The organism is Mesorhizobium sp. M5C.F.Ca.ET.164.01.1.1 (assembly GCF_004792125.1).
GTDB lineage: Bacteria > Pseudomonadota > Alphaproteobacteria > Rhizobiales > Rhizobiaceae > Mesorhizobium > Mesorhizobium wenxiniae.
Map to the genome: position 1 here is coordinate 72,147 of NZ_SRTG01000004.1, position 12,574 is coordinate 84,720.

At 63.2% G+C, this 12,574-nt stretch carries 10 protein-coding genes; 5 read left to right on the top strand and 5 right to left on the bottom strand.

Annotated elements, in window-relative coordinates; translation table 11 throughout:
• Positions 1 to 7: 7 nt before the first annotated feature.
• Genes EN807_RS23055 through EN807_RS23070 form a run of 4 tightly spaced genes read left to right on the top strand, consistent with a single transcriptional unit; the run spans position 8 to position 3,871 of the window.
• Positions 8 to 1,306, top strand: coding sequence for a cytosine deaminase (locus EN807_RS23055; RefSeq protein WP_135936968.1), 1,299 nt, complete (start codon positions 8 to 10; stop codon positions 1,304 to 1,306).
• On the top strand, positions 1,306 to 2,703 hold the full coding sequence (locus tag EN807_RS23060; RefSeq protein WP_135936969.1) for an FAD-binding oxidoreductase: 1,398 nt from the start codon (positions 1,306 to 1,308) through the stop codon (positions 2,701 to 2,703). Before EN807_RS23055 ends, EN807_RS23060 begins: the two co-directional genes overlap by 1 nt.
• Positions 2,703 to 3,284, top strand: coding sequence for an NAD(P)H-dependent oxidoreductase (locus EN807_RS23065; protein WP_164784026.1), 582 nt, complete (start codon positions 2,703 to 2,705; stop codon positions 3,282 to 3,284). Before EN807_RS23060 ends, EN807_RS23065 begins: the two co-directional genes overlap by 1 nt.
• A complete protein-coding gene (locus tag EN807_RS23070; protein WP_135936809.1) occupies positions 3,284 to 3,871 on the top strand; it encodes an NAD(P)H-dependent oxidoreductase in 588 nt (195 codons plus the stop codon). Before EN807_RS23065 ends, EN807_RS23070 begins: the two co-directional genes overlap by 1 nt.
• A gap of 1 nt (position 3,872) precedes the next feature.
• Here EN807_RS23070 and EN807_RS23075 read toward each other — a convergent pair whose 3' ends face one another.
• The 5 genes from EN807_RS23075 to EN807_RS23095 form a co-directional block, all read right to left on the bottom strand.
• Complete coding sequence (locus EN807_RS23075) at positions 3,873 to 6,320, bottom strand: FAD-dependent oxidoreductase (RefSeq protein ID WP_135936810.1); 2,448 nt, start codon at positions 6,318 to 6,320, stop codon at positions 3,873 to 3,875.
• Positions 6,317 to 7,498 carry a pyridoxal phosphate-dependent aminotransferase gene (locus EN807_RS23080; RefSeq protein ID WP_135936811.1) on the bottom strand — a complete coding sequence of 394 codons (1,182 nt, stop codon included), beginning with the start codon at positions 7,496 to 7,498 and terminating at the stop codon, positions 6,317 to 6,319. The genes EN807_RS23075 and EN807_RS23080 overlap by 4 nt, the downstream gene beginning before the upstream one ends.
• Complete coding sequence (locus EN807_RS23085) at positions 7,498 to 8,397, bottom strand: homocysteine S-methyltransferase family protein (RefSeq protein WP_135936812.1); 900 nt, start codon at positions 8,395 to 8,397, stop codon at positions 7,498 to 7,500. Before EN807_RS23085 ends, EN807_RS23080 begins: the two co-directional genes overlap by 1 nt.
• Positions 8,394 to 10,847 carry an FAD-dependent oxidoreductase gene (locus EN807_RS23090; protein WP_135936813.1) on the bottom strand — a complete coding sequence of 818 codons (2,454 nt, stop codon included), beginning with the start codon at positions 10,845 to 10,847 and terminating at the stop codon, positions 8,394 to 8,396. The genes EN807_RS23085 and EN807_RS23090 overlap by 4 nt, the downstream gene beginning before the upstream one ends.
• Before the next feature lie 94 nt (positions 10,848 to 10,941).
• On the bottom strand, positions 10,942 to 11,529 hold the full coding sequence (locus EN807_RS23095) for an XRE family transcriptional regulator (protein ID WP_135936814.1): 588 nt from the start codon (positions 11,527 to 11,529) through the stop codon (positions 10,942 to 10,944).
• Positions 11,530 to 11,843: 314 nt separating this feature from the next.
• Here EN807_RS23095 and EN807_RS23100 point away from each other — a divergent pair, with 314 nt between their 5' ends.
• Positions 11,844 to 12,548: a nitroreductase gene (locus tag EN807_RS23100; protein WP_135936970.1), complete on the top strand. Its 705-nt coding sequence runs from the start codon at positions 11,844 to 11,846 to the stop codon at positions 12,546 to 12,548.
• Positions 12,549 to 12,574: the final 26 nt, after the last annotated feature.

The following is a 12,574-nucleotide window of genomic DNA, read 5'->3' on the forward strand; positions in this document are numbered from 1 at the left end:
CAGCAACATTTTCCCGGACGGTTCTTATGTCCTCTCAAACGCGCGGCTCCACGCATCTCTGACGCCGGGCTTGGTCGCTGCCTTTGACGCCGATGGGTTTGCGCTCGCCGATATCGCCGTCGCAAACGGCGTGATTTCCAGCATTGCAGCACATCGCCAACCCAATTCGCCGGCAGGCGCCGTCGACGTCGGCGGACGCATCGTCGTGCCGTGCTTCGTCGATTGCCACACGCATATCGACAAAGGCCACATCTGGCCTCGAAAACCCAATCCGGACGGCACGTTCATGGGCGCGTTGAACGCCACCGGCGCCGATCGCGCTGCCCGCTGGAGCGCCGAGGACGTCGCCCGCCGCATGGATTTTTCGCTGCGCTCAGCCTATGCGCACGGCACCAGGGCTATGCGCACCCATCTCGACAGCGTCGCGCCGCAGGAAGAGATCTCCTGGCCGGTGTTCGAGACGATACGGGAGAAATGGCGTGGCCGCATCGAGCTGCAGGCGGCCTGCCTTCTTGGCATCGAAGGCGTGCGCGACAGGAAGTGGTTCGAGAGACTGGCCAAACGCGTCGCCGCGGCCAACGGCGTGCTCGGCGTCGTCACCTATATGCTGCCGGACCTGGAAGAGCTTCTCGACCAGGTGTTCGCGCAGGCGATCAAGCAGGGCCTCGACCTCGATTTCCACGCCGACGAGACTGACGATATTTCGGCGATCTCGCTGAAGAAGATCGCCGAGGCGGCCTTATGGAACGGTTTTGAGGGAAACATCCTCGTCGGCCACTGCTGCTCGCTGGCACGCCAGCCCGATCTCGATGTGCTCGACACGCTGGATAAGGTGGCGAAGGCGAGGCTTGCCGTGGTGTCGCTGCCGATGTGCAATCTTTATCTGCAGGACCGGCGCGGCGACAAGACCACGCCGCGCTGGCGCGGCGTGACGCTGCTGCACGAGATGAAAGCGCGCGGCATTCCTGTCGCCGTCGCCTCCGACAATACCCGAGATCCGTTTTACGCCTATGGCGATCTCGACATGCTGGAGGTCTACCGCATGGCGACGAGGATCCTGCATTTCGATCACCCGGTCGGCGACTGGCCGCAAGCGGTGACGTCGACGCCGGCCAAGGTGATGCGGCTCGACGGTTTCGGCACCCTTGCCGCCGGCGGCGCCGCCGACTTCGTCGTCTTCAAGGGGCGGAGCTGGACGGAATTGCTGTCGCGGCCCGAATCGGATCGCATCGTGGTGCGCGACGGCCGCGCCATCGAGCGTCAATTGCCCGATTATGCCGAACTCGATGATCTGATGGTGGGATGATGGACCTGGCTGCGCTCAAACGCGATCTCGACGGTCTGAAGATCGACGACCATCCGGCGATCGTCCAGCAAAAGAGCCGTGACTTCTACTGGTACAGCCCGGTGCTGAAGCAACAACTCGACCATGTGACCGGCGATCTGATCGTGACGCCGAAGACGGAAGACGAGGTGATCCGAGTGCTTGCCGCCTGTCACCGGAATGGCGTGCCGGTGACGCCGCGCGGCAGCGGCACCGGCAATTACGGGCAGGCGATGCCTTTGTCCGGCGGCGTCGTGCTCAATCTCGCCGAAATGAATGCAGTCAAGACGATCGCGCTCGGCCGCGTCGTGACCGGACCCGGTGCCGTCCTCGCCGACATCGACAGGGCGACGCGCGCGCATTCCGGCCAGGAGCTGCGAATGTCGCCATCGACCTATAACACCGCGTCGATCGGTGGTTTCGTCGCCGGCGGATCGGGCGGCGTCGGCTCGATCCGCTGGGGTGGGCTGCGCGATCTCGGCAATGTCATCTGGCTCAGGACCGTTACGATGGAGGCGGAGCCTCGCATCATGGATCTTACCGGCGAGGAGGTACTGAAGGTGATGCATGCCTACGGCACCAACGGCATCATCACCGAGGTCGAGATGCCGCTGACCGCATCTTACGACTGGATCGACGTCATCGTCGGCTTCGACGATTTCATGGATGCGGCCGGCTTCGGCAACGATCTCGCCATTCAGGACGGCATTCTAGCGAAGCTGATCACGCCGATCGCCGCGCCCATCCCTTACGATTATTTCAAGCGGCACCAGCGGTTTTTCAGGCGGGAGCAAAGCATCGTCGTCTGCATGATCGCGCCGCATGCCATGGACGCCTTTGTCGCTCTTACTGCGCGCAGCAAGGGCGAGATTGTCTTCCGCGCCGACAAGGAGGCCGATCTCAAGGGCTTGCCGCCGGCCTATGAGCTGACCTGGAACCACACGACGCTGCGCGCCATCAGGGTCGACCCGACGATTACCTATCTGCAGACCCGCTATCCCTCGCCGGATCACCTCGCTTACGTCAAGGCGATGATCGACCGCTTCGGCGACGAAGTGCCGACACATCTCGAATTCATCCGCTTCGACGGCGCGATCGGCGTGGCCGGACTGCCGCTGGTCCGCTTCACGACGGCCGAGCGGCTCGACGAGATTATCCGCATCCACGAAGACAATGGCTGCTGGGTCTTCAACCCGCACCGCTACACGCTGGAAGAGGGCGGCATGAAGCAGACGGACGAGGTGCAACTCGCCTTCAAGCGCGAGACCGATCCGCAAGGGCTGCTCAATCCCGGCAAGATGATCGCCTGGGAAAACCCGGACTACGATTATCGCTCGGGCAAGTCGTTCCTGTTCAAGGGGTTGCAGAAGGCGGGGTGATGAACATCCTCGTTCTCTACGCCCATCCGGTCGAGACCAGCTTCAATGCCGGTTTGCACAAGGTGATCGTCGAGCGGCTGACGGCAGCGGGCCACGCCGTCGACGACTGCGATCTCTATGCCGAGAATTTCGATCCCCGGCTGACGCGGGCCGAGCGGCTCGGTTATCACGACGATCGCGGCGCCGGTGATCCGGCAGCGCCCTATGTCGAGCGCCTGCTGCGGGCCGAGGCGCTGGTGCTGTCGTTTCCGGTGTGGAACTTCGGCTATCCGGCTATCCTGAAAGGCTTTTTCGACCGCGTCTTCCTGCCCGGCGTCTCGTTCAGGCTGGTCAATGGCAAGGTGCAGCCGTCGCTGCACAACATTCGAAAGGTGGCGGCGGTCGCCACCTATGGCGGCAGCCGGTTTCGTGCCATGCTGATGGGCGATCCGCCGCGCAGGCTGGTCAAGCGTGCGTTGCGCGTCACCATCAAACCCGGTGCCTCCGTATCCTATCTCGCGCTTTATTCGATGAACCTGTCGACCGATGAAACGCGGAAGAGATTCATGGCGAAAGTCGCCGCCAGCATGGATGCATTCTGATGCGGGTTCTGGTGGTTTACTGCCATCCGGTCCCGGAAAGCTTTTGCGCCTCGATCCGGGATAGTGCCATCGAGGTGCTGAAGGCGAGGGGCTGGGAGGTGCGGCTGCTCGACCTCTATGCGGAGAATTTCGATCCGGTCATGGGCTGCGGCGAGCGACGCTCCTACAATGAACACGCCCCACAGGATCCGGCGCTCAAGCCGCACATCGAAAATCTCAACTGGGCCCAGGCAATCCTCTTTATCTATCCGACATGGTGGTATGGGCTGCCGGCAATGCTGAAGGGCTGGCTCGACAGGGTCTGGGCGACCGACGTCGCGTTCCGGATGCCGGCGGGCAAAGGACGGATCCAGTCGCTGATGAGGCATGTGACGAAGATCGGGGTGATCACGACCTGCGGCGCACCGACCTGGTGGAGCGTCGTCGTCGGCCAGCCGGGACGCAAGACAATCCTGCGCGGCATGCGGGCACTCTGCGCCACCCGCTGCAGGACATTCTTTCTGGCGCACTACCTGATGGACGCATCGACACCGAAGACGAGGGCGGCGTTCCTGGAGAAAGTGCGAACGAAGCTGGAGCGCTTCTGAGCTACATCCGCACCCGTTCCGATTTCGGATCATACATCGGCTTCAGCGATGCCTCGGCGGCAAAGCGTTCGCCGGCGATTTCGATCGCGTAGGACGACGACAGCACGTCCGCCTCGCTCTCGCCCTTGCAAGGCACGTAGCCGAGGCCGATGGCGCCGCCGAGATGATGGCCGTAATTGCCCGAGGTGATCGGGCCGACGATCTTGCCGTCGCGCAGGATCGCCTCATTGTGAAAGAGCAAGGGTTGCGTTTCTTTCAGGCGGAACTGCAGCAGCCGCCGGTCCAATCCGGTTTCTTTTTTTCTCAGCACGGCATCGCGGCCAAGGAAATCGCCCTTGGCAGTCTTCACTGCGAAGCCAAGGCCTGCCTCCAGAACATTGTCCTCCTCAGTGATGTCGTGGCCGAAGTGCCGGAAGGCCTTTTCGATGCGGCAGGAATCCAGCGTGTGCAGGCCGCAGAGTTTTAGGCTGACATCGGCGCCGGCCTCCTCGATCGCCTCGAACACGTGGGCGGCCTGGTCGGTCGAGACATAAAGCTCCCAGCCCAGTTCGCCGACATAGGTTACACGGTGGGCGCGGGCCAGCCCCATGCCGATTTCAATCTCCTGAAACGTTCCGAACGGATTGCTTTCGTTGGAGAAATCGTTCGGGCTCAGCTTTTGAATCAGCTTCCTCGAATCCGGGCCCATCAGGCAGAGCACGGCTTCGGCAGCGGTGACATCGGTGATGACGACGAATTCATGGGACAGGTGTTTTTTTAGCCACGCGAGATCGCGCTGCAGCGTCGCGCCAGGCACGACAAGGAAGTAGGCCGTTTCAGATAGCCGTGAGACGGTGAGATCGCTCTCGATACCGCCGCGCTGGTTGAGCATCTGGGTATAGACGATCTTGCCCGGCGCCACGTCCATGTCGTTGGCGCAGAGTTTCTGTAGGAGGGCGCAGGCATCGCGGCCCTCGACACGGATCTTGCCGAACGAGGTCATGTCGAACAGGCCGACGCCGTTTCGGACGGCCAGATGTTCCTCGCGCTGGTTGTCGAACCAGTTCTGCCGCTTCCATGAATAGCGGTATTCGCGCTCCTGGCCGGGCCTGGCAAACCAGTTGGCGCGCTCCCAGCCGGCAACCTCGCCGAACACCGCACCGCGCGCCTTCAGATGTTCGTGCAGCGGCGAGCGTCTCAGGTTCCGCGAGGTCGCCATCTGGCGGTACGGAAAATGGTCGGCATAGAGCAGGCCGAGCGTCTCGGAGACGCGCTCCTTCAGGTACCGGCGGTTCTTCTGGAACGGCTGGGCGCGGCGGATGTCGACCTCCCACAGATCGAAGGGTGCCTCGCCGTCATTGATCCATTGCGCCAGGGCCATACCGGCGCCGCCGGAGGAAACGATGCCTATCGAATTGTAGCCGGTCGCCATCCAATAGCCGGAAAGCTCCGGCGCCTCGCCGAGATAGTAGCGATCATCAGGCGTAAAACTCTCGGGACCGTTGAAGAAAGTGTGGATGCCGGCGCTGGCCAGCATCGGCATCCGGTTGACGCCCATTTCAAGGATTGGCTCGAAATGCTCGAAATCCTCCGGCAACTGGTCGAAGCAGAAATCTTCGCGGATGCCGTCCATGCCCCATGGCTTGGCCACCGGCTCGAAGGCGCCGAGCATCATCTTGCCGGCGTCTTCCTTGTAGTAGGCGCATTCGTCCGGCACGCGCAGCACCGGCAGGCGGGTCAGGCCGGGGATCGGTTCGGTGACGAGGTAAAAGTGCTCGCAGGCATGCAGCGGGATGGTGACGCCGTTCTGGCGCCCGAGCTCGCGCGCCCACATGCCCGCGCAATTGACGACGACATCGGCTTCGATCATGCCTTGCTCGTCGCCTTGCGCCCAGGAGACGCCGGTAACGCGGCTATCCCTGGTATGGACCTTGGTTACCTTCACGTTCTCGACGATCGTCGCACCGCGCTGGCGCGCACCCTTGGCCAGCGCCATAGCGATATTGGCCGGGTCGCACTGGCCGTCGAGCGGCAGATGCACGGCGCCGACCACATCGGAAATGTTGAGATGCGGGTACATCTCCTTGACTTCATCAGGCGAAATCTCGCGCACGTCGATATCGAACGCGCGGGCGAGAGACGCCTGCCTATAAATCTCGTGCTTGCGCTCCTCGGTCAGCGCCACGGTGATCGAACCGACCTGCCGCATGCCGGTGCCGACGTCGGTCTCAGCTTCGAGCTTGACGTAGAGGTCGGCCGAATATTTCGCCAGTCGCGTCATGTTCTGCGAGCCGCGCAACTGACCGATCAGGCCAGCGGCGTGCCATGTCGTTCCAGAAGTCAGCTGCTTACGTTCGAGGAGAACGATGTCGGTCCAGCCAAGCTTGGCCAGATGATAGGCGACCGAGCAGCCGGAAACACCGCCGCCGATGATGACGGCACGGGCTTTGGTGGGAACACTCTTTGTCATGCGGCCTCGCGGCGATAGTTGGAAGCGAAGCGGCGCAGGCGAAGGGCTGCTTCCAAAAGTATCGCCTCGGGCTGGCAGAGGCTGACGCGGATGTGGCCGGCGGCGGCCTCGCCGAAACTCGAGCCCGGCATGACGCCGACTTTTTCCTTGTCGAGGAAAGCCCAGGCGAATTTCTCGTCGTCCGGCTCGATGGCCGAGATGTCGAGCATGACATACATGCCGCCTTCGGAGCCGCGCACGGTGATGTTGTTCATGCCGTGCATGGCGTCGAGGACGACGCTGCGCCTTGCGGCATAGCGTTCGGCGATCTCCTTGACGCCGTAGCCGCTTTCCAGCGCCTCGGCGCAAGCGAGGCTGATGAAGGCCGGCAGGCCGTAGGTCGTCACCAGATTGAGGTTGGTCAGTAGCGAGATCATCTCTTCGGGCCCGGTCAGCCAGCCCATGCGCCAGCCGGTCATGCCGTGGCTCTTCGACATGGAATTGATGACCAGCGTGCGTTCCGCCATGCCGGGCAGCGAGCGCGGCGAGATGTGCTCGCCGCCGCCCAGCGTCCAATAGACCTCATCCGACAGCAGCCAGAGGTCATGTTCCCGGCAGATCTGCGCCAGGTCTTCCAGCCGCTGGCGCGAGTAGACAGCACCCGTCGGGTTGTTGGGCGTATTGATGAGGATGGCGCGCGTGTTCGGCCGGAGCGCGGCACGAATGTCGGCGGCTCGCGGCTGGAAACCATCCTCGGCGGGTGTCTCGACCACGGTGAAATCGGCGCCCGCTGCACTGAACGTGTTGGGGTAGGTTGCGTAATAGGGCGCCACCACGATGGCATGGTCGCCCTGGTCGAGAACGGCTTGTACCGCCGCGTAAAGCGCTGCCTGTCCGCCTGGCGTGGCGATGACCTGGCCGGGGTTGGTCGCAACGCCGGTGCACGCGGTCGATGCCGCCGCCATTGCCTTGCGCAGGCGCGGAATGCCGGGAAGCGGGGTGTAGTGGTGGTTGCTGGCGCGAACCGCGGTCACGCAGGCTTCGATCGTCTGCGCCGGCGTATCGAAATCGTGGTCGCCAACCGACAGCATGATGATGTCCTCGCCGGCCTCCTTGCGTGTCCAGGCAGCGAAATGAACCTCCCAGCCATCCTTTCCGGAAGGCACGATGCCGGAAATGCGCAATGATGGTCTGGGCATTATGCTACTCCCGAAAGTTCGTAGCCGGCCTGTTCGAGCCGGTCGCGCAGGACGGCGATGTGGGGCGGTCCGACTTCACAGCAGCCGCCGACGATGCCGGCGCCGGCCTCGACCCAGCCGACCGCCTGGCCTGCATAGGCGTCCGGATCAAGGTCGTGGCGGGCGTGCAGCACTTCCACGGTGCCGCCATGCTTGAGCGCCTCAATCGAGGTGAAGCCGTTGGCATAGGCGCCGACCGGGCCGCCGAGGCAGATCAGTTCGGGCAACGCTGCAGCAATCGCTTCGGGCCTGCAGCAATTGACCAGTCTAGCTGCGACCGGCAGCCCGTCGAGAGCGCTCGACGCAGCCGCAATGGCTTCGCCGCTGCGCAGTCGTGGTGCGCCGTGATCGGCAAGTGTCCAAGACACCCACACCGGTTTGCCGCTCTCCGACGCCGCGGTGACAGCCGCGCGCGCCTCCTCGGCCGACGCCATGGTCTCGCACAGGAACAGATCGACGCCGTCAGCCTGCTCGGCAACGACCCGGCGGTAGATGTCGAGCGTATCCTGGAAGGATATCGTCAGTGCCGGCGCGTAGCTGCCGAACAGGGGCGACAGGCAGCCGGCGATTGCCGCGTCGCCGGCCTGGTCGCGAGCTTGCCTTGCCAGTTCCATGCCGCGCTTCTGCAGCGGCTTGAACAGCTCTTCCGCGCCCTCCCGCGCCAGCCGTTCGGGCGTTGCCGAATAGGTGTTGATGGTGATGACACGGGCGCCGGCCCGGATGAACTCCGCATGCAGGTCGCGCACCAGGTCCGGTTCGTCGATCAGCACCCTGGCCGACCATAGCGGGGTGGGATCGGACTTGCTGCGGCGTACCAGTTCCTGACCCATGCCGCCGTCAGTGAGGATAACTGTCTTCACGCGCGCAACCTCTCGTTCTTTGGATCCCACAGCGGTTCGTCCTTCTGCACGATCGCTTTGAAGCGCTCGCCGAAGATCTCGACCTCGACCGTGGTTCCCGGCTCAGTGAGATCAGCGCGCAGCATGCCGAGCGCGATCGATTTGTCGATGCGATGACCCCAGCCGCCGGACGTCGTCTCGCCGACTATCCTGCCGTCATGCCACAGCGTCGACATGGTGGGCGCATCGCAGTCGCCGGGGTTTTCGATGATCAGCGTGACAAAGCGTTTCTTGACGCCCTGCTGCTTCTCGTTCTGAAGCGCTGCCTTGCCGCGGAAGTCGGGCTTGTCCCATCTGACGAAACGCTCCAACCCACCCTGCAGGATCGAATAGTCGGTCGACAGGTCGCCTTTCCAGGCGCGATAGCCTTTTTCGAGCCGCAGCGAATCCAGCGCGTACATGCCGAACGGCTTCAGGCCGTGCTTCCGGCCGGCCGCCCAGACAGCGTCGAAGACGGCGGCGGTGTCGTCGACCTTGGTGTGGATCTCCCAGCCGAGTTCGCCGGCGAAGGAAACGCGCACCAGCCTTGCCCAACGGCCGGCGACCGTCGTCTCCTGGTGCGTCAGCCAGGGCAGAGCAAGGTCGGCGGCGCAGACATCGGCGAGGATATTTCGCGAATTGGGCCCGGCGAGGATCTGCGTGGAGTATTCCTCGGTCCGATCGACCAGCCTGAGTGAAGCGTCCTTCGGCATGCGCCATTTCAGCCACTCGAAATCGTGCCACTGCGCCACGGCGGCGGTGATCAGCGTCATCAAATTCTCGTCGTGGCGCACCACCGACATTTCGGTGACGATGCGGCCCTTGTCGTCGGCAAAATAGACGAGGCCGATGCGGCCGGGTTTCGGCACCAGCCCCGTAACCTGCTGGCTCAGCCATTCCGCAGCGCCAGGGCCGTCGAGGTTGAAGCGGGAAAAGCCGGGCAGGTCCAAAATGCCGGCGGCGTCGCGCACGGCGAGGCATTCTTCGCGGACGCGATGCTGCCACGGCCCGTCACGGCGGAAGGTCAGCGTTGCGGCTTCCGAAACCTCGTCGCCGGCTTGCGCGTACCAGGTGGCGCGCTCCCAGCCATTATAGGCGTCGAAGCAGGCGCCGAGCGCCTTAATGCGATCATGGATCGGCGACAGTTTGCGGTCGCGCCCAGCCGGCCAGGCATGGCGCGGAAACTGAATGGCGTATTCGTTGCCGTAGATTTCCATGCCCTTGGCGACGCAGTAATCCGGGGCCGAGGCAAAGCTGGTGAAGCGGCGCGGATCGCAGGACCACTTGTCCCACTCGGTCTGGCCCTCAGTCACCCATTCGGCCAGCACCTTGCCGGCGCCACCACCTTGGGCGATGCCGAATGTGAAGACGCAGGCCTCGAAGGCGTTGGGCACGCCGGGCATCGGGCCGATCAGCGGGTTGCCGTCCGGCGCGTAGGGGATCGGGCCGTTGATGACCTTGGACAGTCCGGCGGTGCCGAGAATCGGCACGCGGGCAACGGCATCGGCCAGATAGTCCTCCAGCCGGTCGAGATCGTCGGGGAACAGCTGGAAGGAAAAATCGTCGGGTATCGGGTCGTTGTGGCCGACCCAATGCGCACGGCAATTGCGCTCATAGGGGCCAAGATTCATGCCGTTCTTTTCCTGGCGCAGATAGTAGGAGGTGTCGACGTCGCGCAGCAGCGGCAGTTTCTTGCCTTGCTCCTTCGACCACGCGGCAAGTTCGGGGATTTCCTCGAACAGGATATATTGATGGCTCATCACCATCATCGGCACGTCGCGCCCGAACATCCTGCCGACTTCAGCCGCGCGGTAGCCGGCGGCATTGACGACGATCTCGCAGCGGATCTCGCCCTGCGCCGTCTCGACCACCCACTCATCCTTCTCGCGGCGCACGCCGGTGACCGGGCAGAAGCGAATGATCTTCGCACCCATGTCGCGGGCGCCCTTGGCCAGCGCCTGGGTCAGCTGCGCCGGGTCGATGTCGCCGTCGCTCGGATCGTAGAGCGCGCCCTTCAGCTCATGCGTTTCGATGAACGGATAGCGGCGCTTGATCTCGTCGAGCCCGACCACGTCTATGTCCATGCCCTGATAGCGGCCCATGCCCTTGGCGCGCTGGAACTCCTGCATGCGCTCGGCTGTATGGGCCAGCCTGAGCGAGCCGGTGACGTGGTAGTTCATGGGATAGCCGACCGCGTCGGCCAGCCCGCGATAGAGCTCCGTCGAATAGCGCTGCATGTTCATCAGCGACCATGACGAGGAGAAGGTCGGCACGTTGCCGGCCGCATGCCAGGTCGAGCCGGAGGTGAGCTCATTCTTTTCCAGGAGCACGCAGTCGGCCCAGCCCGCCTTGGCGAGATGGTAGAGCGAGGAGGCGCCGACGACACCGCCTCCGATGATCACCACACGTGCCGTGGTCGGCAAACCGGCCATGTTTTTCTCCAAACCTAAAGCGCGTTGCGCTTAGTTTTTTGTTCGAAGCATGTCGTCATCCCAAAACCGCTGCACACTTTTGGGCGACATGCATTCAATAAACAGGTGGCGAAACCACCCAGATGACTACCGCTGGCTCCGCCCCAGGGTTGCGCCAGCGGAACGGCTTGCCGTCGAAGCGAAAGGAGTCACCCTCACCAAGCCGGTGCCAGACGCCTGATATCTCGATGTCGAAGCTGCCGGAAGCAACATACCCGGCTTCCTCCGTCGGCCGGCGCGCTTCGGTCTTCAGTTCAGCACCCGGCGCGAAGACCGAACGCAGCATCTCGAAGCTACCGCCGAGATCGGGCGACAGAAGCTCCTCCACCAGGCCGGAATCGCTTGTACCAAGCGTGCGGCGGCTGCCGGCGCGCACGACCACGCCGCGCTCGTTCTCGACGGGAACATCGTGGCTGAAGAACAGGCTGACCGGCACGCCGAACAATTCCGCGAAGGCCCTGAGATCGCTAAGCGATGGTATCGACAGGCCGCGCTCGACCTGACTGACCCAGCCGACCGAGCGGCCGAGCTTCAGGCCGATCTCGGCAAGCGTCAGTCCGCGCGCCCTGCGCAGCGCCCTGATATCGCCGGCCAGCAGCCGTTCGCCGTTTTCCTGCTCCGATCTGACAGCGGTTGAGGGCAAAGCCGTTTCTCTTGATGAAATTTATCTTGCTGAAAAAATCCCTTCGGTGAAAAAATCGGGGCAAATTTCATGAGAGGTCAATTTCGTGAAAAAATCAAGAGAATTTTCATGAGGCCACAAGATTTGCTTGCGCCATTTTGGCGGTTCAGGCAAAGGCTCGGCCACGAACGGCGAGTGAGGGCGCCCGATCGAGGCTTACGATAGAGCGCCACGCGTCAAATTGGACCCGCAATGGTGCTCTTTCATTTTCTGGACGGCGCATGATCCGTTCCGGAATCGATTCCGGTTTCCGGGTCACGCGCAAAGGGACGCCCATGCTGGAAAACAGGACTAAGATTACAGATGATGCCGCGATCGTCGACGAGGCGATCACGTCGCGCCGCTCGGTGCGGGCCTTTCTGCCCGACATGGTCGACGACGACACGATCCGCGCCATTCTCGCCGTTGCCGCTCGCGCCCCTTCGGGCACCAACATGCAGCCCTGGCGGGTCTACGTGACCAAGGGCGAGGTCAAGCAGCGGATCACCGACGCCATTCTCAATTCCGGCATCCGGGCCGAAAAGGCCGAGTGGGACGAGTATCGCTACTATCCCGACCAGTTCTTCGAACCCTATCTCACCCGGCGACGGGCGAACGGCTTCGGCCTTTACAGCGTGCTCGGCATCGGCCGTCGCGAGGTGGACAGGATGCGCGCGCAGCACGACCGCAATTTCGTCTTCTTCGACGCGCCGGTCGGCATGATCTTCACCGTCGATCGGCGGCTGAACAAGGGGTCGTGGATCGATTACGGCATGTTCCTGCAGAACATCATGGTGGCGGCACGGGGCAGGGGCCTGCACACCTGCCCGCAGGCGGCCTTTGCACCCTATCACAAGCAGATCAGGCCGGTGCTCAACATTCCAGACGAGGAGATCGTCGTCTGCGGCATGGCGCTCGGCCACGAGGATACATCCAAGCCCGAAAACGAGTTCCGCACCGACCGCGCGCCGCTGGAAGAATGGGTGACGTTCGCCCCATGAGGTGGCGCCAAGTGAGGTGACGATAC

Coding starts and splice junctions, on each gene's coding strand:
- EN807_RS23060 (WP_135936969.1), top strand. CDS start 1,306: ATGGACCTGGCTGCGCTCAAACGCGATCTCGACGGTCTGAAGATCGAC.
- EN807_RS23065 (WP_164784026.1), top strand. CDS start 2,703: ATGAACATCCTCGTTCTCTACGCCCATCCGGTCGAGACCAGCTTCAAT.
- EN807_RS23070 (WP_135936809.1), top strand. CDS start 3,284: ATGCGGGTTCTGGTGGTTTACTGCCATCCGGTCCCGGAAAGCTTTTGC.
- EN807_RS23075 (WP_135936810.1), bottom strand. CDS start 6,320: ATGACAAAGAGTGTTCCCACCAAAGCCCGTGCCGTCATCATCGGCGGC.
- EN807_RS23080 (WP_135936811.1), bottom strand. CDS start 7,498: ATGCCCAGACCATCATTGCGCATTTCCGGCATCGTGCCTTCCGGAAAG.
- EN807_RS23090 (WP_135936813.1), bottom strand. CDS start 10,847: ATGGCCGGTTTGCCGACCACGGCACGTGTGGTGATCATCGGAGGCGGT.
- EN807_RS23100 (WP_135936970.1), top strand. CDS start 11,844: ATGCTGGAAAACAGGACTAAGATTACAGATGATGCCGCGATCGTCGAC.